The sequence below is a fragment of the Amycolatopsis sp. NPDC049688 genome, assembly GCF_040674975.1.
In the GTDB taxonomy this organism is placed as follows: domain Bacteria; phylum Actinomycetota; class Actinomycetes; order Mycobacteriales; family Pseudonocardiaceae; genus Amycolatopsis.
Genome location: NZ_JBFANY010000018.1, coordinates 159,254 through 179,844 on the forward strand (window position 1 = coordinate 159,254; position 20,591 = coordinate 179,844).

General features: G+C 71.5%; 20 protein-coding genes. 12 read left to right on the forward strand and 8 right to left on the reverse strand.

Annotation, left to right across the window (positions count from 1 at the left end):
- Nucleotides 1-2: 2 nt before the first annotated feature.
- From AB0J55_RS38715 to AB0J55_RS38725, 3 genes are read right to left on the reverse strand one after another with little or no spacing between them, the layout of a single operon-like run.
- Nucleotides 3-1,391, reverse strand: a complete 1,389-nt coding sequence (locus tag AB0J55_RS38715; protein ID WP_364260578.1) for a gluconate:H+ symporter — start codon at nt 1,389-1,391, stop codon at nt 3-5.
- The gene (locus AB0J55_RS38720; RefSeq protein ID WP_364260581.1) at nt 1,388-2,983 is read right to left on the reverse strand and encodes a D-aminoacylase; all 1,596 of its coding nucleotides are present in this window, start codon (nt 2,981-2,983) and stop codon (nt 1,388-1,390) included. Before AB0J55_RS38720 ends, AB0J55_RS38715 begins: the two co-directional genes overlap by 4 nt.
- Nucleotides 2,983-4,281, reverse strand: a complete 1,299-nt coding sequence (locus AB0J55_RS38725; RefSeq protein WP_364260584.1) for an amino acid deaminase — start codon at nt 4,279-4,281, stop codon at nt 2,983-2,985. Before AB0J55_RS38725 ends, AB0J55_RS38720 begins: the two co-directional genes overlap by 1 nt.
- Nucleotides 4,282-4,422: 141 nt before the next feature.
- Between AB0J55_RS38725 and AB0J55_RS38730 the strand changes: the two genes are divergently transcribed.
- The 3 genes from AB0J55_RS38730 to AB0J55_RS38740 are packed head-to-tail and all read left to right on the forward strand — an operon-like array spanning nt 4,423 to nt 6,508.
- Nucleotides 4,423-5,370, forward strand: a complete 948-nt coding sequence (locus AB0J55_RS38730; protein ID WP_364260587.1) for a sugar kinase — start codon at nt 4,423-4,425, stop codon at nt 5,368-5,370.
- On the forward strand, nt 5,367-6,125 hold the full coding sequence (locus AB0J55_RS38735; protein ID WP_364260590.1) for an IclR family transcriptional regulator: 759 nt from the start codon (nt 5,367-5,369) through the stop codon (nt 6,123-6,125). Before AB0J55_RS38730 ends, AB0J55_RS38735 begins: the two co-directional genes overlap by 4 nt.
- Nucleotides 6,125-6,508, forward strand: coding sequence for a RidA family protein (locus AB0J55_RS38740; protein WP_364260593.1), 384 nt, complete (start codon nt 6,125-6,127; stop codon nt 6,506-6,508). Before AB0J55_RS38735 ends, AB0J55_RS38740 begins: the two co-directional genes overlap by 1 nt.
- A 15-nt stretch (nt 6,509-6,523) precedes the next feature.
- On the opposite strand, the gene AB0J55_RS38745 is transcribed toward AB0J55_RS38740, so the two are convergent.
- The 3 genes from AB0J55_RS38745 to AB0J55_RS38755 form a co-directional block, all read right to left on the reverse strand.
- Entirely contained in the window at nt 6,524-7,522 is a 999-nt protein-coding gene (locus tag AB0J55_RS38745) for a 1-aminocyclopropane-1-carboxylate deaminase (protein WP_364260596.1), read from the reverse strand.
- Nucleotides 7,519-8,154, reverse strand: coding sequence for a GntR family transcriptional regulator (locus tag AB0J55_RS38750; protein WP_364260599.1), 636 nt, complete (start codon nt 8,152-8,154; stop codon nt 7,519-7,521). Before AB0J55_RS38750 ends, AB0J55_RS38745 begins: the two co-directional genes overlap by 4 nt.
- A gap of 341 nt (nt 8,155-8,495) precedes the next feature.
- The gene (locus tag AB0J55_RS38755; RefSeq protein WP_364260602.1) at nt 8,496-8,849 is read right to left on the reverse strand and encodes a DUF1844 domain-containing protein; all 354 of its coding nucleotides are present in this window, start codon (nt 8,847-8,849) and stop codon (nt 8,496-8,498) included.
- A 189-nt stretch (nt 8,850-9,038) separates the two neighbouring features.
- Here AB0J55_RS38755 and infC point away from each other — a divergent pair, with 189 nt between their 5' ends.
- The 7 genes from infC to pheT all read left to right on the forward strand — a co-directional run bounded on the left by infC (nt 9,039) and on the right by pheT (nt 15,817).
- Complete coding sequence (gene infC, locus AB0J55_RS38760) at nt 9,039-9,659, forward strand: translation initiation factor IF-3 (protein WP_086840451.1); 621 nt, start codon at nt 9,039-9,041, stop codon at nt 9,657-9,659.
- Nucleotides 9,660-9,727: 68 nt separating this feature from the next.
- Nucleotides 9,728-9,922 carry a 50S ribosomal protein L35 gene (rpmI, locus tag AB0J55_RS38765; protein WP_361102923.1) on the forward strand — a complete coding sequence of 65 codons (195 nt, stop codon included), beginning with the start codon at nt 9,728-9,730 and terminating at the stop codon, nt 9,920-9,922.
- Between the two features lie 71 nt (nt 9,923-9,993).
- Entirely contained in the window at nt 9,994-10,371 is a 378-nt protein-coding gene (gene rplT, locus AB0J55_RS38770; RefSeq protein WP_004559056.1) for a 50S ribosomal protein L20, read from the forward strand.
- On the forward strand, nt 10,368-11,183 hold the full coding sequence (locus AB0J55_RS38775) for an RNA methyltransferase (RefSeq protein WP_364260697.1): 816 nt from the start codon (nt 10,368-10,370) through the stop codon (nt 11,181-11,183). The genes rplT and AB0J55_RS38775 overlap by 4 nt, the downstream gene beginning before the upstream one ends.
- Before the next feature lie 49 nt (nt 11,184-11,232).
- Nucleotides 11,233-12,066, forward strand: coding sequence for a DUF6159 family protein (locus AB0J55_RS38780; RefSeq protein WP_364260607.1), 834 nt, complete (start codon nt 11,233-11,235; stop codon nt 12,064-12,066).
- A gap of 122 nt (nt 12,067-12,188) precedes the next feature.
- A complete protein-coding gene (gene pheS, locus AB0J55_RS38785) occupies nt 12,189-13,253 on the forward strand; it encodes a phenylalanine--tRNA ligase subunit alpha (protein WP_364260610.1) in 1,065 nt (354 codons plus the stop codon).
- Nucleotides 13,253-15,817, forward strand: coding sequence for a phenylalanine--tRNA ligase subunit beta (gene pheT / locus AB0J55_RS38790; protein ID WP_364260613.1), 2,565 nt, complete (start codon nt 13,253-13,255; stop codon nt 15,815-15,817). Before pheS ends, pheT begins: the two co-directional genes overlap by 1 nt.
- A gap of 340 nt (nt 15,818-16,157) precedes the next feature.
- Here the strand turns inward: pheT and AB0J55_RS38795 are convergent, their stop codons facing one another.
- A complete protein-coding gene (locus tag AB0J55_RS38795; RefSeq protein WP_364260616.1) occupies nt 16,158-16,847 on the reverse strand; it encodes a DNA alkylation repair protein in 690 nt (229 codons plus the stop codon).
- 181 nt (nt 16,848-17,028) lie between these two features.
- Between AB0J55_RS38795 and AB0J55_RS38800 the strand changes: the two genes are divergently transcribed.
- Nucleotides 17,029-18,612 (forward strand): alpha/beta hydrolase, encoded by a 1,584-nt coding sequence (locus AB0J55_RS38800; protein WP_364260619.1) that lies wholly within the window; start codon nt 17,029-17,031, stop codon nt 18,610-18,612.
- Between the two features lie 202 nt (nt 18,613-18,814).
- Entirely contained in the window at nt 18,815-19,312 is a 498-nt protein-coding gene (locus tag AB0J55_RS38805; protein WP_364260622.1) for a helix-turn-helix domain containing protein, read from the forward strand.
- A gap of 229 nt (nt 19,313-19,541) precedes the next feature.
- Here the strand turns inward: AB0J55_RS38805 and AB0J55_RS38810 are convergent, their stop codons facing one another.
- Complete coding sequence (locus AB0J55_RS38810) at nt 19,542-20,522, reverse strand: YafY family protein (RefSeq protein WP_364260625.1); 981 nt, start codon at nt 20,520-20,522, stop codon at nt 19,542-19,544.
- Between the last annotated feature and the right edge of the window lie 69 nt (nt 20,523-20,591).

Genomic DNA, 20,591 nt, shown 5'->3' on the forward strand with positions numbered 1-20,591 from the left:
GTCTAGACCACGGCCATGAGCAATGCCGAAGCCCCGAATCCGGAAAGGGAAAGCACGGTTTCCAGCGCGGTCCAGGACTTGAGCGTCTGCGGCACGGTGAGGTTGAAGTACCGCGATACGATCCAGAACCCGCCGTCGTTTACGTGGGAAGCGATGATCGAGCCGGCGGAAATCGCCATCACCAGCAACGCCAGCTGGATCTGCGAATACCCGAGCTGCGCCACGGTCGGGGCGATGATCCCGCTCGTGGTCACGATGGCGACGGTCGCCGAACCCTGGGCGATCCGCAGGCCGCAGCTGATGACGTACGCCGCGAGCAGCACCGGCAGGCCGGCGTCGTGCAGCGAGTCGGCCACGGCCTTGCCGATCCCGGTCGCCGAGAGCACCGCGCCGAAGAACGCACCCGCGCCGACGACCAGCAGGATCATCGCCACCGGCCGCAGCGACTTCGCCGCCAGCTCGTTGAGGTCCTTGCCGGTGAACCCGCGCCGCAGCCCGAGCAGCCAGGACGCGAGCAGCACGGCGACGGTCAGCGCGACCGCCGGGGTGCCGATGAACGCGGCGACGCCGGCGAGCGCCGAGCCCTTCGGCAGCCAGATGCTGCCGAACGTGCCGGCCAGGATCAGCACCAGCGGCACCGCGATGACCGCCGCGACCAGGCCGAGCGACGGCGGGTTCTCCTCGCGCTCGCCCTCTTCTTCGGCGAAGACCATGTCCTCGGGGACGTCGACCGTGATGCGCTTGCCGATCCACGTCGAGTAGAGCACGCCGCCGATGAGGAAGGCGGGAATACCGCAGGCCAGGCCCATCAGGATGATCCAGCCGAGCTCGACGTGCAGCAGCCCGGCCGCGGCCACCGGGCCCGGGTGCGGCGGCAGGAAGGCGTGCGTGATCGACAGGCCCGCGAGCAGCGGCATCGCGTACAGCACCAGCGACTTGCCGCCCTGCTTTGCGGCGACGTAGACCAGCGGGGCCAGCACGAAGATGCCGATGTCGAAGAACACCGGGATGCCGAAGACGAACCCGGCGACGCCCATGGCCAGCGGCGCCCGCTTCTCGCCGAACGACCGCAGCAGCGCGCCGGTCAAGACCTTCGCGCCCCCCGAGCGTTCCAGGATCGACCCGAGGATCGTGCCGAGCCCGATGATCGCCGTGATGTGCCCGAGGATGCTGCCGAACCCCTTCTCCAGCAGGGAGTCCGACGCCTTCTGGGCCGAGCCGACGATGGTGCCGACGGGCAGGCCCGCGGCCAGCGCCGTCAGCAGGCCGACGACGATCAGCGCGATGAAGGGTTCCAGCTTCAGCTTGATGATCAGCACCAGCAGGACGGCGATCGAGACGGCGGCGAGCGTCAGCAGCCCGCCCGTGGTGTGTTGCAGCCAGTGGATCATGCGGCTCTCCGGGGGTTGCGCAGGGAGTGTCCGGCGAGGGTGCCGGTGGGACTTCCGTCGTCGAGGGCGGCGACGCCGTTGACGAAGACGTGGGTGATCCCGGCGGCAGCCTGCCGGGGATCGTCGAAGGTGGCGGTGTCGGTGATCGTCGCGGGGTCGAACAGCACGAGGTCGGCGGCGTACCCGGCGCGGACCAGCCCGCGGTCGGCCAGCCGCAGCCGCCGCGCGGCCCGTCCGGTCAGGTGGGCGACGCACTCGGCGAGGTCCAGCACGCCGAGCTCGCGGACGTACCGGGCGAGGTAGCGCGGGAACGTGCCCCAGGCGCGCGGGTGCGGCCGGGCGCCGACGAGGAGCCCGTCGCTGCCGCCGGTGTGCGTGGAGTGCCGCATGATGGCCTGGACGTTCTCCTCGTGCCCGACGTGCATCAAGCACGACGTCCCGAGCCGTTCGTCGACAAGCGTGTCGAAGTACAGTTTCGCCGGTTCGGTGCCTTGCGTGCGCGCCGACGCGGCGACGCTGTGCCCGACGAGGTGGGCGTTGTGCTCGTTGCGGACGCCGTTGATTTCGATGGCTTCCCAGTCGATCGGGACGCCGTGTGCCCCGTCCGAACCGGACTCTTCGATCTCGGCGCGGATCCGCTCGCGTTCGTCCACATCGGACAACCGGGCGAGCGTGGCCTCAAGACCGCCTTCGGTGGCCCAGCTCGGCAGCAGCGCGCTCAGGTAGGTGGCGCCCGGCAGGTACGGGTAGGTGTCCAGTGAGATGTCGCAGCCGTCTTCCAGGGCGGCGTCCAGCAGCTTGAGCAGCTCGGGTGCCCTGCCCTTGTTGACCGAGAAGTTCATCGTCGCGTGGGCCAGGTGCAGGGGGCAGCCGGACTGCCTGCTCACGTCGATCATTTCGGCGAAGGCTTCCAATGCGCCCTTGCCGTAGCTGCGGTGGTGCGGGCTGTAGAAGCCGCCCAGCTCGCCGACCACCCGGCACAGCTCGACCAGCTCGCTCGTCTCCGCGTACATCCCCGGCGTGTAGGTCAGTCCCGAAGACATCCCCATCGCGCCCTCGGCCAGCCCGGTCGCGACGAGGTCCTTCATCCGGTTCAGCTCGGCCTCGGTGGCGGGCCGGTCGTCCCAGCCGACGGCGAGCATCCGGACCGTGCCCTGTGGCACGAGGTAGGCGGCGTTGACCGCGATGCCCCGGTCGAGGCGGTCGAGGTACTCGCCGACCGACCGCCAGTTCCAGTCGAACCCCGGCGGATCGTCGTTCCAGCCCGCCAGCTGCTGCCGCAGCGCTTCCAGCACGACGTCGTCGACCGGCGCGTACGACAGCCCGTCCTGGCCGAGGACCTCGGTCGTCACGCCCTGGGTGATCTTGGCCGGGTGCTCCGGGTTGGCCAGCAGCTGCAGGTCGGAGTGCGAGTGCATGTCGATGAACCCGGGCGCGAGCACCAGGCCGTCCGCGTCGATCGTCCGGCCACCGGTCAGCGACCCCGCGTCGGCGACCTCCGCGATCCGGCCGCCGGTGATGCCGACGTCGTGGCGGGCGAGCGGCGCGCCGGTGCCGTCGGCGACCAGAGCGTTCTTGACGACGACGTCCATCAGAACCACGTCCGGACGTAGCCGACGACGGTCTCGCCGTCGGCCGCGGTCATCGGCAGCAGCGGCCACTTGTCGAACACCGTGCACGGGTGGGACATCCCGAGCCCGACCCAGTCGCCGACCTCGATCGGGGACCCCGGCGGCAGCGCCAGGAAGGCGTGCTGGTCGTTCAGCTTGGTGACGGTGTGGCCCTCGAGGGGTTCGGCGGGGCCGCCCGGGGTCCGGCGCAGCTGGGGTTCCGGCAGGCCCTCGTCGAAGGACGCGTCCCGCTTGCCGATGGTGAGCAGCGCGAGCTCGTCCGACGGCTTCGACGTCACCTGCGCCCACGCGCGCAGCGCGGGCCGGAAGGAGTCGGTGCCGTCGATGCGCGGGTGGTCGCCGAGCGGGGAGATCTCGCGGTAGAAGCCGTCGTCGTGGGTGACGTAGGCGCCGCTGCGCAGCACCGGCAGCACGTCGAGCCCGTCCGGCCACGGCTTCGTCAGCTCGTTCGCGACCTGGTCGAAGTACGCGCTGCCACCGGCGGTGACGATGACCTGGCCGTCGAGGAGTCCTTTGCCGGCGAACGAGATCGCCAGATCGCGCAGACCGTCCACATAGGAGCTGATCTTGCGCAGCGCGGCTTCGTCGGTGTCGTGGGACAGCGCGCCTTCGTAACCGCCGGTGCCGCGCAGCCGCAGCACCGGGCTCGCGTGGACCGCTTCGGCGACCGCCAGCGCGGTCGCGGTGTCGCGGACGCCGGTGCGGCCGCCGTCGGCGCCCAGCTCGACCAGGACGTCCACCGGACGCTGAGCCCCCTCGAGCGCCTCGGTCATCAGCTCGACGCCGCGGACCGAGTCGACCCAGCAGACGAACTCGAAGCCCGGGTCCGCCGCCAGCTCGGCGGCCAGCCAGCGCAGGCCGGCCGGGTCGAGCAGCTGGTTGGCCAGCAGGATCCGGGACACCCCGAAGGCGCGGTAGATCCGGAGGTGACCGGCGTTCGCGCAGGTCAGGCCCCACGCGCCGTGCTCGATCTGGCGGGCGAACAGCTGCGGCGCCATGGTGGTCTTGCCGTGCGGCGCGAGCACCACGCCGCGGGCGGCGCACCACGCGGCCATCGTCCGCAGGTTGTGTTCGAGGGCTTCTTCGTCGAGCACGACGAAGGGCGCGAAGAACCCGTCGGTGAACAAGTTGAGCCGGCGGTCCGCGGCTTCGTCCAGGGTGAGCCCGGTCAGGGCGGGGGCGGCAGACCGGAAGCGCCAATCGATCCGCTCCCGGCGGAGGGCGTCGAGCGCGGCGGTGTCCATGGTGCAGTCGTTCATCGGCGGCGACCTCTGTGTTGCGTATGTTGCAACGACTGTTGCGCATTTTGAGTGCCATAGGTGTAGCATCCGGGTCGCCACAGGTCAACGGGGTGAAGGGCAGGGAGACGGAAAGTGACGAGCGGGCCCGAGGTGTTGTGCGTGGGCGAGACCATGGCGTTGTTCGTGCCCGCCGAACCCGGCCCGCCGGACGAGGTGAAGCGGTGGGTGCGCACCATCGGCGGGGCCGAGTCGAACGTGGCCTGCAACCTGCCCACGCTGGGCGTGTCGAGCGGCTGGGTCAGCGCGGTCGGTGACGACCCGTTCGGCCGCGCGATGCTGCGCGAGGTCGCTTCCCACGGCGTCGACGTCAGCGCGTGCGTCGTCGACCCGGTGCGCCCGACCGGGCTCTACGTCAAGGAAAGCGGTGCCGGCGGCAGCCCCGTGCGCTACTACCGGACGGGCTCGGCCGCGTCCGGGATGGGGCCCTCGCTGTTGGACCGGCTGAACCTCGACGGCGTCCGGGTGCTGCACCTGTCGGGGATCACGCCCGCGCTGTCGGAGAGCTGCCTCGCGCTGGTGCGCGCGCTGCTGGCGCTGCCCCGCGGCGACCGGCTGATCTCGTTCGACGTCAACCTGCGGCCCGCGCTCTGGCTGGGCCGCGACCCCGGGCTGCTCGCCGAGCTGGCCGGCCAGGCCGACATCGTCCTGACCGGCGACGACGAGGCCCAGCGGGTGTGGGGGACCGGCGACCCGGCCGAGCTGCGGGCGCTGCTGCCGGGGCCGCGCACGCTCGTGGTCAAGCACGGCGAACGCGGCGCGACGCTGGTCGAGGGTGAGCCACTGTTCGCGCCCGCGCTGCAGGTCGACGTCGTCGAGCCGGTCGGCGCCGGCGACGCGTTCGCCGCCGGGTTCCTCGCCGCGACCCTGCGTGGCGCCACGCCCCTGGAACGCCTGCGGCAGGGGCACCTGCAGGCCGCGGTCACCCTGCTGACCCACGACGACGTCGGGGTACCGCTGCCGGCTTCGGTCGTGGATACCCTGCTGCACGCGGACCCGGACGAGTGGCGTTCGGTTCGGCTGACCGGTGAAGGGGTGGTGCGCACGTGAGTCAAAGCCTCGACCGCGCGCTGACGCTGCTGAACTCGATCGCGCAGGACGCGCGCACGCTCGACGACCTCGCCGAGGAGATCGGCGTGCACAAGTCGACCGTGCTGCGGCTGTTGCGCACCCTCGAACAGCACCACTTCGTCCGCCGCGAAGGCGCCCGGCACTACCGGCTCGGCAGCGCCATGTTCGACCTCGCCAACCAGGCCCTCGACTCCTTCGACGTCCGGCGCAGCGCCCACCCGGCCCTGGCCGCGCTCAACGCCCGCACCGGGCACACCGTGCACCTGGCCAGCTACGAGGACGGCGAAGTCGTCTACATCGACAAGTTCGAAGGCCGGCATTCGGTGCGGATGTACTCGCGCATCGGCAAACGCGCGCCGCTGCACTGCACGGCGGTGGGGAAGGTGCTGGTCGCGGCGATGCCCGCGGCCCGCCGCGAGGAGATCGCGCGGTCGATCGAGTACCCGGTGCGGACGCCGAACACGATCACCACGCCCGCGGATTACCTGGCGGAGCTGGAGCGCGTGGCGCAGCTCGGGTACGCCGTCGACAACGCCGAACACGAGGACTTCATCCACTGCATCGCGGCGCCGGTGCGGGGTACCGGCGGCGAGGTCCTCGCCGCCGCGTCGATGTCCGTGCCGAAGGTGCTGCTCGACTACGACGGCCTGCTGGCCCTGGTGCCCGAACTGCGGGCCGCCACCACGGAAGCTTCCGTCCACAGTGGATGGACGGAGAACGGAAAGGGGCACTGATGAGCAAGACGGCAGTTTCCACCGAGAACGCGCCGAAGCCGCCGGCGAAGTTCTCGCAGGCCGTCCGCAAGGGGAACCTGCTGCAGGTCGCCGGCCAGGTCGCGTTCGACCCGGCCACCGGCGCCATCGTCGGCGACGACGTCGCGGGCCAGACCCGGCAGACGTTCAAGAACATCGAGGCCGTGCTGGCGGAGGCGGGCTCGAGCCTCGCGGACGCGATCATGGTCCGGGTGTACCTGACCGACACCGCGCACTTCGCGCCGTTCAACGAGGTCTACAACGAGCTGATCGGCGACGCCCCGCACGCGGCGCGCACGACGGTGTACGTCGGGCTGCCCGGCGAGCTGCTCGTCGAGATCGACGTCCTCTGCGTGCTGGACTGAGCCTTCGGCGGGCGGTCAGCCCAGGACGCTCGTGTAGCCGTTCAGGGCCGGCTGCCCGCCGAGGTGGGCGTAGAGGACGTTCGAGTCGTGGGGGATCTCGCCTTCGGTGACGAGGTCGATGAGCCCCGCCATCGACTTGCCCTCGTACACCGGGTCGGTGATCATGCCCTCCAGCCGGGCGCACGTCTCGATGGCGTCCACAGTGGACTTGTCCGGGATCCCGTAGATCCCGGCGTGGTACCGGTCGTCCAGCTCGACCTCGGGGATCTCGCCGGCACCGATCAGCTCCGCGGTGTTCCGCGCGATCCGCGTGACCTGCTCGCGGGTCTCTCCGGGCTTGGCCGAGGCGTCGATGCCCAGGATGCGGCGTGGCCTGCCGCTCAGCGCGGTCCCGGCGACCATCCCGCCCTGCGTGCTGCCGGTGACCGAGCAGACGACCACGGTGTCGAAGAAGACGCCGAGTTCTTCTTCTTGCTTTTCCAGTTCGACGATCCAGTTCGCGAAGCCGAGGCCGCCGAGCCGGTGGTCCGAGGCACCGGCGGGGATGGCGTACGGCTTCCCGCCTCCGGCTTCGACCTCGGCGACCGCGTTCTCCCACGCCTCCTTGAAGCCGATGCCGAAGCCGGCCTCGACGAGCCGGACGTTGGCCCCCAGGATCCGCGACAGCTGGATGTTGCCGACCTTGTCGTAGAGCGGGTCGTGCCAGTCGACCCAGCTCTCCTGGACGAGCACGGCCTTCAGCCCGGCGCGCGCGGCGGCCGCGGCGACCTGGCGGGTGTGGTTGGACTGGACGCCGCCGATCGAGACGAGCGTGTCGGCGCCCTGGGCGAGCGCGTCGGCGACGAGGTACTCCAGCTTGCGGGTCTTGTTCCCGCCGAAGGCCAGGCCGGAGTTCACGTCCTCGCGCTTGGCCCAGATCTTGGCGCCGCCGAGGTGGGCGGTCAGCCGGTCCAGCGGGTGCACCGGCGACGGCCCGAACAGCAGCGGGAAGCGCGGGAAGGCGGCGAGGGTCATCGGTCCTCCAGGAGGTCGGTCCAGATGGTCGAGATCACTGCGACGGCGGTTTCGGTGTCGCGTTTTTCGAGCGCGTCGATGAGCTTCGTGTGGCGTTCGACGGAGTTCCAGGCGAGCGTCGAGCTGAACCGGGCGTGTTCGAGGCGGCGCAGCAGGGGCGTGTAGCGGTCGAGGGTCGCGGCGACCGCGGCGTTGCCGGCCAGGCGCACCGGGACGTCGTGCAGTTCGTCGTCGGCCTGCACCGCGGCCGCGATGTCCCGCGCTTCGATGGCGGCGGCGAACCGGTCGTTGGCGGCGCGCATCGCGGCGATGTCGCCCGGGCGGCACTTCGCGGCGACCTGGCGGACGGCGAACTCGTGCAGCAGGCGGACGATCTCGCGGGCGTCGAGGACGTCGGGGGACATCACTTCGGAGACCCGCGTGTAGCTCTGCGGCTTGGAGTCGACCAGCCCGTCGTCGGCCAGGCGCAGGAGGGCTTGGCGGACGGGGGCCTTGGACAGGCCGAGCTGGTCCGCGAGGTCGGCGTCGCGCAGCGGGGCGCCGGGCGGCAGCGTGCCGTCGACGATCGCGCGGCGGATGCGGTCGTAGGCCTCGTCGCGGAGCAACGGGCGGGTGACCTTCGAGAGACTCACATCTAACATGTTAGATGTCGGTAGCCGACCCGGCAAGCAGCCGGCCCTACTTCGGCGTGGTGCGCAGCCAGCACGACCCGGAGGTGTGCCCCACGTCATGGCTCGGACGGCGGTGCCCGGCTGGCGGGGGTTGCGAGGCCCGGTCGGCCTGGCGCGGGGCGTGGAGATCCGGCCCGCCCGGCGCGGCGGCGTGGGAGCCCGGCCGGCCTGGCGCGGGAGCGTGGAAGCCGGCCGGCCCGCCGCCCGGGCGCGAAGCCCCTGCCGGCCCGGCGCCGGTCACGGAGGCCGGCCCGCCCGCGCGAGCCACCGGCCGGCACGGGCGCGGCGACCAGGCCGCCGGCTCAGTAAACCGGGCCGGTGTACTTCTCCCCGGGCCCCTGCCCGGGCGGATCCGGAACGACCGAAGCTTCCCGGAACGCCTTCTGCAGCGACTGCAGGCCATCGCGCAGCGGGCCGGCGTGCAGGCCGAGGTACTCCGCCGAGGCCGTCACCAGCCCGGCGAGCGCGGTGATCAGGCGGCGCGCTTCGTCGAGGTCGCGGTGCGGGGACGACTCGGGGTCGGCGTCGGCGAGGCCCAGGCGTTCGGCGCCGGCCGACAGCAGCATCACCGCTGCCCGGCTGATCACCTCCACGCTCGGGATCTCCTCGAGGTCGCGGGAGGAATACGGGGGCTGTTCGGCGGGTTGTTCTGACACGTCTGGTACCCTTCCACGAGCGACCAGCCCCCGAGCGATCGGGGGCGGCAAGTGGAGCCCCGCTCCCACCCGCGTCACCGTACAGGTGTCCGGGTCCGGTCTCACCCGTCCAGGGTGAACAAGTGTCCTTCGGGGCACGATCGGAAACAGAGTGGGCCCCGCGCACCGAACGGTGTCGGGGCCTTCGCTATGTGGGCACCAGGTCGAAACGAGAACAGGAAACATTCCTCGGACCAAGGAGGCCCCATCAGCTCCGAGACACGCATCAACGACCGAATCCGGGTGCCGGAGGTCCGTCTCGTCGGACCCGCCGGCGAACAGGTCGGCATCGTCCGGATCGAGGATGCGCTGCGCCTGGCGCAGGAGAACGACCTCGACCTCGTCGAGGTCGCGCCGCAGGCCCGCCCGCCGGTGTGCAAGCTCATGGACTTCGGCAAGTTCAAGTACGAGAGCGCGCAGAAGGCCCGCGAGTCGCGTCGCAACCAGCAGCTGACCGTCATCAAGGAACAGAAGCTGCGCCCCAAGATCGACCAGCACGACTACGAGACCAAGAAGGGTCACGTGTCGCGCTTCCTGGCGGCGGGCAACAAGGTCAAGGTCACGATCATGTTCCGCGGCCGCGAGCAGTCCCGGCCGGAGCTCGGCTACCGGCTGCTGCAGAAGCTCGCCGAAGACGTCACCGAACTGGGGTTCGTCGAGTCGTCGGCCAAGCAGGACGGCCGCAACATGATCATGGTGCTGGCCCCGCACAAGAACGTGAAGCCGAAGGCCAAGGCCGAGCCCGCCCCCGAGCAGGCCCCCGAGGCGTAGGCGCCGACCAGCACGAGTCAGCGGCTCACCGGAATCTCCGGTGAGCCGCCGCACGAAAGAGGACAGAAATGCCGAAGATGAAGACCCACAGCGGGACGTCCAAGCGCATCCGCAAGACGGGTTCGGGCAAGCTGCGCCGCCAGATGACCGGTCGGCGCCACCGCATGGAGAAGAAGTCCAGCCGCGTGACCCGCCGTCTCGAGGGCACCACCGAGGTGTCGAAGACCGAGGTCGGCCGCGTCAAGCGCCTGCTCGGCATCTGATCCCGCAGAACTTGCAGTAACCCACCCGGGGCGTTTCCCCCTTCGCCCCCTGAGATCGACAGGATGGACCCGTGGCACGCGTCAAGCGGGCGGTCAACGCCCAGAAGAAGCGTCGCGCAACTCTCGAACTGGCCAGCGGCTACCGCGGCCAGCGTTCGCGGCTGTACCGCAAGGCCAAGGAGCAGACGCTTCACTCGCTCAACTACGCCTACCGGGACCGCCGTGCCCGCAAGGGTGACTTCCGCCAGCTGTGGATCACCCGCATCAACGCGGCCGCTCGCGCCAACGGCGTGACCTACAACCGGTTCATCCAGGGCATCAAGGCCGCGGGTGTCGAGGTCGACCGCAAGATCCTCGCGGACCTGGCCGTCAACGACGCCGCCGCCTTCACCGCGCTGGCCGAGCTCGCCAAGGCCAACGTCAACACCGGCGAAGCGAAGTCGGCCTGACCGGCAGCTTTCCCCGACCCGGGGCGGAGCCGTTCACCGAACGGACCCCCCGGGTCGTTGCTGCGCGCAAGCTGACGCGGCGCGCGGAACGCGACAAGACCGGCCGGTTCCTGGCCGAAGGCGCCAACGCCGTCGAAGCCGCGCTGGCCGACGGCACGGTGCACGAGCTGTTCGTCACCTCGCGGGCGGCCGGACAGCACGCGAAGCTGGTCGACGCCGCCCGTGCGGCCGGCGTCCCGGTTTCGCCGATCACCGACCGCGCCGCGGACGGCCTCTCGGAAACCGTGACACCCCAGGGCATCGTGGCCGTCTGCGCGCTGCTGGACCGGCCGCTCGAGGAGGCCGTGACCCCGGCCGCCCGGCTCGTGGTGGTGCTGGTCGACGTCGCCGACCCGGGCAACGCGGGCACGGTCATCCGCGTCGCCGACGCGGCCGGCGCCGACGCGGTGGTCCTGGCGGGCGACACGGTCGACCCCCACAACGGCAAGTGCGTCCGCGCCGCCGCCGGCAGCCTGTTCCACCTGCCGATCGCGCGCGTCCGCGACGTCGAAGCCGCGCTCGCCGCCTGTTCGGCCGCGGGCCTGCGGACGTTCGCCGCCCACGGCTACGCCGACGCCGAACTCGATCGGGTGGATCTCGCCGAGCCGACCGCGTGGGTGTTCGGCAACGAGGCCCACGGCCTGCCCGCCGACGTCCTCGACCGGGCCGACCTCGCCGTCCGCATCCCCCTGTACGGCCGGGCGGAAAGCCTCAACCTGGCCACCGCGGCCGCCGTCTGCGTCTACACGAGTGCCATGGCGGCGCGACGCTGACCTGCGAGTAGGCTGCCGCGGTATCCATTGTGGCCAGTGGGGGGAAATCGTGGGCAGGCTTGCTCGTTCCTGGGCGTTGTTCGTCGCGTCGTTGCGGGTGCTGCGCGCCCACAAGGGCCTGGCGTGGTTCCCGGTGCTCGCCGGGATCGCCGGGCTGCTGGTCGCCGCGGCGTTCCTCACGCCGGCGTTCTTCACGGCCCACGTGCCCGACGGCGGCGTCCGGCCCGGCGTCGGCACGTATGTGCTGCTCGGCGCGTTCTACCTCGTTTCCGCGTTCGTCACCATCTTCTTCAACGCCGCCCTGATCTCCCAGGCGGACCTCGCACTGCGCGGCGATGGCGGAGTACCGGGCGTCGGCGCGGGCGTGGCCGCGGCGAGCCGTCGCTGGCCCGCCCTGCTCGGCTGGGCGGGCGTCACCGCGACGGTCAGCGTCGTCCTGCGAACGATCGAAGAGCGTCTCGGCTTCCTCGGGAGCATCATCAGCGGCCTGATCGGCCTGGCCTGGCGGTTCACCACGTTCCTGGTGCTGCCGGTGGTCATGCTCGAGGGCGCCGGGGTCCGCGACGGCGTCAAGCGCTCGGTCGAGCTGTTCCGCCGCGCCTGGGGCGAGAACGTCGCCGGCACCGCCGGGCTCGGCCTCGTCGGGTTCCTGCTCACCCTGGCCGGGTACGTCGTGTTCCTCGGCGGCGCGTTCCTGCTCGGCGGGACCGCCACGGTGTTCGCCGCGGTCGGGCTGGCGATCGTCTGGAGCCTGCTGGTGGCGGTCTTCACCACCACTTTGTCCGGCATCTACCAGACGGCGCTGTACCGCTACGCCGCCGACGGCGTGGTCCCCGGCGAGTTCGCGTCGGTCGACTTCGCGGGGGCGTTCCGCGCCCGCTGACCGGCCCCCGGGGCGACCGGGGGCGGGCAGACCCGATCCCATAGACTTTTCCCGCCTTTGACCTCTCGCGCGCCGTGTGCGGCGGAGCGCGAACGACCAGTCCCAGCGGACGCCGAGGAGTTATGTCCGGAGCCACGGAGAAGGAAGCCCAGGGCGGCGCGGTCCTCGCCCCCGAGACGCTGCAGGAGGCGGTCAAGGCCGCCCAGGCGGCGTTCGCCGCCGCGACCGGGCTCGAAGCGCTGGCGGAGGTCAAGCCGGCGCACCTCGGCGACCACGCGCCGCTGCTGCTGGCCCGCCGCGAGATCGGCGCACTGCCCAAGCAGGAGAAGGCCGAGGCCGGCAAGCGCGTCAACGAGGCCCGCCAGGCCGTCCAGGCGGCCTTCGACAAGCGCCGCGCCGAGCTGCAGGTGGAGCGCGACGAGCGTGTGCTGCGCGAAGAGGCCGTCGACGTCACCCTGCCGTGGGACCGCGTCCCGCGCGGTGCCCGGCACCCGATCAGCACCATCTCCGAGCGCGTCGCCGACGCGTTCGTCGCGATGGGCTACGAGGTCGCCGAGGGCCCGGAGCTCGAAGCCGAGTGGTTCAACTTCGACGCGCTGAACTTCGGCAAGGACCACCCGGCCCGCCAGCTGCAGGACACCTTCTACGTCGGCGAAGAGGACTCCGGCCTGGTGCTGCGCACGCACACCTCGCCGGTCCAGGCGCGCACGCTGCTGCACCGCGACCTGCCGGTGTACGTCGTGTGCCCCGGCCGGACCTACCGCACCGACGAGCTCGACTCGACCCACACCCCGGTGTTCACCCAGGTCGAGGGCCTGGCGGTGGACAAGGGCATCACGATGGCGCACCTCAAGGGCACGCTGGACGCCTTCGCCCGCGCCATGTTCGGCGAGAACTCCAAGACGCGCCTGCGTCCGCACTTCTTCCCGTTCACCGAGCCCTCCGCCGAGGTGGACGTCTGGTTCGAGGAGAAGAAGGGCGGCCCCGGCTGGGTCGAGTGGGGCGGCTGCGGCATGGTCAACCCGAACGTGCTGCGCGCCTGCGGCGTCGACCCCGAGGTGTACTCGGGCTTCGCCTTCGGCATGGGCATCGAGCGCACCCTGCAGTTCCGCAACGGGATCCCGGACATGCGCGACATGGTGGAGGGCGACGTCCGCTTCACCCTTCCCTTCGGAACGGAGGCGTAGTGCGAGTCCCAGTCAGCTGGCTGACCGAACACCTCGATCTCACGGACGAGGTCACGCCGCAGGACCTGGCCGACGCGTTCGTCCGGATCGGCATCGAGGTCGACGACCTGAGCGAGCTCGGCCCGGTGACCGGCCCGCTGGTCGTCGGCCGGGTCGCCGAGGTCGAGGAGCTCACCGAGTTCAAGAAGCCGGTGCGCTTCTGCCGCGTCGACGTCGGCGAACCCGCCGACGAAGCCGACGCGCTGGACGACGAAGAACTCGACGACGAAGACGACGAAGAGGGCGAGTTCGACGAGGGCCCGCACGGCATCAAGACCCGCGGCATCATCTGCGGCGCGCGCAACTTCACCGAGGGCGACCTGGTCGTCGTCGCGCTGCCCGGCGCAGTCCTGCCCGGCGACTTCACCATCGCCGCCCGCAAGACCTACGGCCGGATCAGCGACGGCATGATCTGCTCGGCTCGCGAGCTGGGCCTCGGCGACGACCACACCGGCATCCTGGTGCTGCCGCCGGGCACGGCCAGCCCGGGCGACGACGCGAGCGAGCTGCTCGGCCTGAACGACTCGGTGATCGAGCTGGCCCCGACCCCGGACCGCGGCTACGCGCTGTCGATCCGCGGGCTGGCCCGCGAGCTGTCGAACGCGCTCGACGTGCCCTTCGGCGACCCGGCCCTGCTGGAGGTCCCGGCGGCCGAGGGCGACGCCTGGCCGGTCCACGTCGAGGACCCCGAGGGCTGCCCGCGGTTCGTGCTGCGCCGGGTCACCGGCCTGGACGCGACGGCCCCGACCCCGTGGTGGATGCGGCGGCGGCTGATGCTGGCCGGCATCCGGTCGATTTCGCTGGCCGTGGACGTGACGAACTACGTGATGCTCGAGCTCGGGCACCCGCTGCACGCGTTCGCCACCAAGGCCATCCAGGGTGACCTGGTGGTGCGCCGGGCGAAGCCGGGCGAGAAGCTGACCACTTTGGACGACGTCGAGCGCGCGCTCGACCCGGACGACATCGTCATCGCCGACGACAGCGGGGTCATCTCGCTGGCGGGCACGATGGGTGGCGCGAGCACCGAGATCACGACGGAGAGCACCGACGTCCTGCTCGAGGCGGCGCACTGGAACCCGGCGGCGATCAGCCGTACGGCCCGCCGGCACAAGCTGTTTTCCGAAGCGGCCAAGCGGTTCGAGCGGTTCACCGACCCGCAGCTGTGCGCGGCCGCCGTCGAGCTGGCGGCCCGCCTGCTGCGCCAGTACGGCGACGCCGCGATCCAGCCCGGCCGCACCGACGAGGGTGCGGTCGAGCCGAACCCGCCGGTCGTGATGCCGATCAACCTGCCGGACAAGGTCGCGGGCGTGAGCTACCAGCGCGGCGTGACGGTCCGGCGCCTGACCCAGATCGGCTGCAAGGTCGCGGTCAGCACGGGCGACGACGGAACGGGCCTGGTCACGGCGATCCCGCCGTCCTGGCGCGGTGACCTGCGCCAGCCGGCGGACCTGGTCGAAGAGGTGCTGCGGCTGGAGGGCTACGACAGCATCCCGTCGACGCTCCCGGCGGCCCCGGCCGGCCGCGGCCTGACCGACGCGCAGCGGCGAGTCCGTGGTGTGGCCCGGGCGCTGGCCGAGGCGGGTTATGTGGAGGTCCGGCCGTTCCCGTTCGTCGGCGACGCGGTCTGGGACGCGTTCGGCCTGCCGGCCGACGACATCCGCCGCAACACGGTGGTGGTCCGCAACCCGCTGGAGGCCGACCGCAACCGCCTGGCGACGACGTTGCTCCCGGGCCTGCTGGACACGTTGCAGCGCAACGTGTCCCGCGGGATGAAGGACGTCTCGCTGTACCACATCGGCCAGGTGGTCCTCCCGGCCCCGAACCCCCTGAAGATCCCGGACCTCGGCGTCGACCGGCGTCCGACGGACGAGGAGCTGGCCCTGCTGGAGGCGGCGGTGCCGCAGCAGCCGCTGCACGTGGCGGTGGTGCTGGCGGGCAACCGGCGCCGAGCGGGCTGGTGGGGCGAAGGCGAGCAGGCGAACTGGGCCGACGCGGTCCAGGCGGCCCGCACAGTCGCGGAGGCGGCCGGCATCGAGCTGACGGTCCAGGCGACCGACCTGCCCCCGTGGCACCCGGGCCGCTGCGCCCAGCTCCGGGTCGGCGACTGGCCGGTCGGCCACGCGGGCGAACTGCACCCGAAGGTGGTCGAGGCCCTGGGCCTGCCGCCCCGGACGGTGGCGATGGAGCTCGACCTGGACGCGATCCCGCTCCCGGACGCCCGCCCGGCCCCGAGCGTGTCGGGCTACCCCCCGGTGCTGCTGGACGTGGCCCTGGTGGCAGCGGCGGACGTGCCTTCGGCGGACCTGGCCGAGGTCCTGCGCACGGGAGCGGGCGAGCTCCTGGAGGAGATCACGCTGTTCGACGTGTACGCGGGCGAGCAGGTGGGCGAGGGCAAGCGATCGCTGGCGTACAAGCTGCGTTTCCGCGCACCGGACAGGACACTGACGGTCGACGAGGCCACGAAGGCCCGCGACGCAGCGGTGGCCGCGGCCGGCGAGCGCTTCAGCGCAACGCTGCGCGCCTGACGGTCCGGCAGGACGCTGGGTGAGGGGCCGGGAAACCGGCCCCTTTCCGCGTTCAGGGCCGCCGCCTCCCACACCACCCGACGGCCCAGGCACGCAGCCCGACCCTCCAGCCACGCGACCCGACGGTCCGCGTGCGCGACCCGACCGTCCAGGCACGCAGCCCGACCCTCCAGGCACGCAACCTGACCCGCCAGGCACGCGAGCCGACCGTCTGGGTACGCGAGCCCGACCCGCCAGTACGCGAGCCGGCCCTCCGGCCGCCCGAGCGGAGTGCGATCCGCGAACCGACCGCCGAGGTACGCGAGCCGACCTTCCGGGGCCACAACCCCCGGCCCGCACCTCAGCCGATGTGCTTCAGCGCCTCCCGTCTCGACAACCCGGACAATCCCGGGTGCTCATCCACGAACGACCGAACCCAGTCCGGCGCCGTCTTCGCGTAGTCCCGTAGCGCCCAGCCGATTCCCTTCCGCAGGAAGAACTCCGGTTCGGCGATCGCCGGCTCGATCGCGTCCCGAAGCAAGTCCGTGTCCGTTTCTTCCCGGGCCCCGACCTGGCAGATGATCGCCGTGCGGCGGCGCCAGAGGTCGGTGTCGGCGGCCCATGCCCGCATGACCGGCGTGACCCGCGCCCGGCCGGCGCGCAGGATCGGCCCGATGCGGCGGATCGCGAGCTCGTCCACGTAGTCCCACCACGCCCCGGTGACGATCATTTCCTCGTACATCCCGAGCAGCTCCGGATCCTGCCACCGCCGGTACGCCCGGTACCCGGAAAGATCGATCGCCGCGTAGCGTTCCTCGCGATATTCGGCGGTGCGCCACAGCTCCAGGACGGTCACCGAATATGTCACCCGATCGGGCAGTATGTGGTCGGCCAGCACTTGCTTGAGGAGCGCGCTGCGCTGGGGTTTCGGCACGCCGCGGAAGGGCATGGCCGACTTCATGTACGCCTGCATCGCCGGCGCTTTCGCCGCGTCCGCCTGCTCCGCGAGCCCATCGCGGATCGCCTTGACCAGCTTTTCGTCCGCGCTCATCCGTCCTCCCGTCGGCCGCCGGCGGTCCGCAGCGTACTTCCGGCCACCGACAGTTCCGCCGCGCAGGTACCGACGAAAGGCGGATGGCGGAAGGCGCGTCGGTCAGCGAGATTGTCCAGGGTTGCCGGTAGTTTCGTCGAAATCTGGCGAACGCTGTCGAATGCGGACGAAAAGGACGACTGTGAAAAGAATCGTTGCCGCCGTTGCCGCCGCGGGGCTCGCGGCCGGGCTGATGGCCGCCGCGCCCGCCGCGTCGGCGGATCCCGGGGTGCAGTTCAGCCCCGCGCCGATCGCCTGGGGCCCCTGCGCGTCGGCGAGCCTCAAGGCCAACGGCGCCGAGTGTGGCTTCCTCGAAGTGCCGATGGACTACGCGAAGCCGGGCGGGGCGAAGGTCTCCGTCGCGGTGTCGCGGATCAAGCACAAGACCGCGCAGTCCCAGGGCATCATGCTGGTGAACCCGGGCGGCCCCGGTGGCTCCGGCCTCGGCCTGTCGGTGCTCGGCAAGTACGTGCCCAACCACGCGGGTGACAACTACGACTGGATCGGCTTCGACCCGCGGGGCGTCGGGTCCAGCAAGCCCGCGATCAGCTGCGACGGGAACTACTTCAGCTACAACCGGCCGGCGTACGTGCCGACCACGCCGCAGCTGGAGAAGACCTGGCTCGCCCGCTCGAAGGGGTACGCCGACGCGTGCCGCAAGAACGGCGAGATCCTGAACCACATCAAGACGACCGACGTCGCGCAGGACATGGACAACCTGCGCAAGGCCCTCGGCGAGAAGCAGATCAACTACTACGGCTTCTCCTACGGCACCTACCTCGGCCAGGTGTACAGCACGCTGTACCCGAAGAACGTCCGGCGGATGGTGCTCGACGGCAACGTCGACCCGCGCAAGGTCTGGTACGAGGCCAACCTCGACCAGGACGTCGCCTTCGACAAGAACATCAAGATCTACTTCGGCTGGCTGGCCAAGTACGACGACGTCTACCACCTGGGCAAGACCGGCGACGCCGTCGAGAAGCTCTGGTACGACACCCAGCGCAAGCTCGCCAAGAACCCGGCGGGCGGCGTCATCGGCGGTGACGAGTGGACCGACATCTTCCTGCAGGCCGGCTACTACGTCTTCGGCTGGGTCGACATGGCCAAGGCCTTCGACGGCTACGTGCACAAGGGTGACTGGCAGACGCTGAAGGACCTCTACGACGCCTCGAACCCGCCGGGCAACGACAACGGCTTCGCCGTGTACCTGGGTGTGCAGTGCACCGACGTGCAGTGGCCGACCAACTGGGACAAGTGGCGGATCGACAACTGGCTGACCTACTTCAAGGCCCCGTTCGAGACCTGGGGCAACGCCTGGTTCAACGCGCCCTGCGTGTACTGGCCGGCGAAGGCGGGCAAGCCGGTGGACATCGACGGCCGCAAGGTCGCCGGCGCCCTGCTGATCAGCGAAGAGCTCGACGCGGCCACGCCGTACACCGGCAGCCTCGAAGTCCGGAAGCGGTACCCGAACTCGAGCCTGATCAGCGCGCCGGGCGGGACGACCCACGCCGGTTCGCTGTCCGGGGTGTCCTGTGTGGACGACAAGATCGCCGACTACCTGGCCACCGGCGCCCTGCCGAAGCGCCAGCCCGGCAACCACTCGGACGTCCAGTGCGATCCGGTGCCGGCGCCGGTGCCCGACGGCGCCGCGGCGCAGAAGTCGGACAACTCCGCGAAGGCCGCCCAGGAGAAGCAGAGCACGCTGGCCCAGCTGCTGCACTTCTGATCGGAACAGCCCCATCCCGCTGCCCCGGCCCGGCTCGCCCGGACCGGGGCAGCGTCTTGTCCGCCGGTGTCCCATCGTCGCCTCCTCGTGACGGTTCGTGGTCGTCGGGGACGTTAGCGGAGGGGTCCGACAATCCGGAGCGAAACCGGCCGTGAGCAGCGCGTGGCCGAAAATTGTCGGGGGTGCGCGCTACCTTCGTGGCATGTCGATCAGCGAAGAGCGCCGGACCGAGCTCCGGGCCAAGGACAACACCTACAACATCGTGGTCGCGACCAGGACGGACGTCGACCGCGCCGAACCCACGCCCCGCGTGATGATCACCCTGGAAGCCGGCGGCCCCGACGGCGAACACGTCGCCGAGGGCAGCCTCGATCTGGACGTCGCGGTGGCGGCCACGGTCGCCGACCTCGTCGCGGAGGGGTTGCTCTCCGCAACCGGCGAGGGCCGGGCGCCGCGGCGAAGATCCGCGGGCCGTCCTGCGCAGCAGGGCCGCCCGTGGAACGAGGAGATGGACGCGGAGCTGGAGCACCGGTGGATCGCGGGGGAGAGCGTCGCGCAGATCGCGGCGTACTTCGAACGCACCCCCGGCGGCATCCGCGCCCGGCTCCCGCGCGTGGGCTGCGACCCGGAGAACCCGGGCTGCTACCTCCCGGTGCCGCCGAGCAGGCGGACGGACCTGGACGGAGACGAGGCCACCTGAGCGACGGCGGTGGGCCGGTCCATGGTGGACCGGCCCACCGCCGCGAGGGGTTCGCCGGCCGACCGGGGGAGGAGAAGTCGTGGGTAGGAATCCGGGTCAGTTCATGCGCCGACCACTGGTCAGCCCGCTCAGTTCCGTCGCCGGTGGCTCACCGGCCAGCCGGCCCGGTCGCAGCCCCCGAGGCTCACCGGCCAGCGCGCCCGGCCCCACCTCCAGCGGCCGACCGGCCTCAGGACCCGGTGCCCGGCCGATCCCCACCCCCGGCCGCGGCTTCGGCGCGGGCCGCCAGCACCTTCAGATGCGCCACCAGCTCCGGAGGCTCCTCGACCGTGAACGCACACCCCAACCCGAGCAACCGGAACGCGAGCCAATCCAACGTGTCCGCGTGGCTGGACCACCGGCACCGGCCGTCGCCGAGGTCGGTCAGCTCGCCCGCGGCCGTCCCGAGGCGCGGGGCCACCTCCGATGCCGGTTCCGCCAGCACGGCCACCGCCCGGTACGTCGGCGTCAGGTCGTAAAACCGGTCGAGGACGTAGGCCGCCAGGTCCGGTGCGGGCGGCTCGCGGTGCGCTGCCCGGCCGCCGGTTGCCTGGGCGTCGTGGATGCGGTCGGCGCGGAACGTCCGCCAGTCCGCCCGGTCGAGGTCGTAGGCCACCAGGTACCAGCGGCGGCCAGCCGCGACCAGGCGCAGCGGCTCGGCTCGGCGCCGGGTCTCGGCGCCGTCGTTCGCGCGGTAGCGGAACCGGACCGTCTCGTGGTTGGCGATCGCGCCCGCGAACACCGTCAGCTGCGCGGGGTCGACCACCGGCCCGGTGGCCGGCACGGCGACCGTCGCCGTGCCGATCGTGCCCACCCGGCGGCGCAGCCGGGCCGGCAGGACCTGCTCCAGCTTGGCCAGGGCCCGCACCGAAGCCTCCTCGATCCCGGACACCGACTGCCCCGCCGCGGTCCGCAGCCCGACGGCGATCGCGACGGCTTCTTCGTCGTCGAGTACCAGGGGTGGCATCGCGGTGCCGGCGACCAGCCGGTACCCGCCCGTGACGCCGCGGCTGGCCTCGACCGGGTAGCCGAGGTCGCGCAACCGGTCGATGTCGCGGCGGATGGTGCGCGGGCTGACCCCGAGCCGCGAGGCCAGTTCGCTGCCCGGCCACTCCCGAGGGGTCTGGAGCAGCGAAAGCAGGCCGAGCAGCCGGGCCGGGGTGTCCGTCATGCGCTCAGCATCCCAAGGTGGCGGCCACCACTTCCCGGGAAACCCGTTTGTTTAGACTTGCAAGGGCGT

Coding starts and splice junctions, on each gene's coding strand:
- AB0J55_RS38715 (WP_364260578.1), bottom strand. CDS start 1,391: ATGATCCACTGGCTGCAACACACCACGGGCGGGCTGCTGACGCTCGCC.
- AB0J55_RS38720 (WP_364260581.1), bottom strand. CDS start 2,983: ATGGACGTCGTCGTCAAGAACGCTCTGGTCGCCGACGGCACCGGCGCG.
- AB0J55_RS38725 (WP_364260584.1), bottom strand. CDS start 4,281: ATGAACGACTGCACCATGGACACCGCCGCGCTCGACGCCCTCCGCCGG.
- AB0J55_RS38740 (WP_364260593.1), top strand. CDS start 6,125: ATGAGCAAGACGGCAGTTTCCACCGAGAACGCGCCGAAGCCGCCGGCG.
- AB0J55_RS38745 (WP_364260596.1), bottom strand. CDS start 7,522: ATGACCCTCGCCGCCTTCCCGCGCTTCCCGCTGCTGTTCGGGCCGTCG.
- infC (WP_086840451.1), top strand. CDS start 9,039: ATGTGGGCACCAGGTCGAAACGAGAACAGGAAACATTCCTCGGACCAA.
- rpmI (WP_361102923.1), top strand. CDS start 9,728: ATGCCGAAGATGAAGACCCACAGCGGGACGTCCAAGCGCATCCGCAAG.
- pheS (WP_364260610.1), top strand. CDS start 12,189: ATGTCCGGAGCCACGGAGAAGGAAGCCCAGGGCGGCGCGGTCCTCGCC.
- AB0J55_RS38795 (WP_364260616.1), bottom strand. CDS start 16,847: ATGAGCGCGGACGAAAAGCTGGTCAAGGCGATCCGCGATGGGCTCGCG.
- AB0J55_RS38805 (WP_364260622.1), top strand. CDS start 18,815: ATGTCGATCAGCGAAGAGCGCCGGACCGAGCTCCGGGCCAAGGACAAC.
- AB0J55_RS38810 (WP_364260625.1), bottom strand. CDS start 20,522: ATGACGGACACCCCGGCCCGGCTGCTCGGCCTGCTTTCGCTGCTCCAG.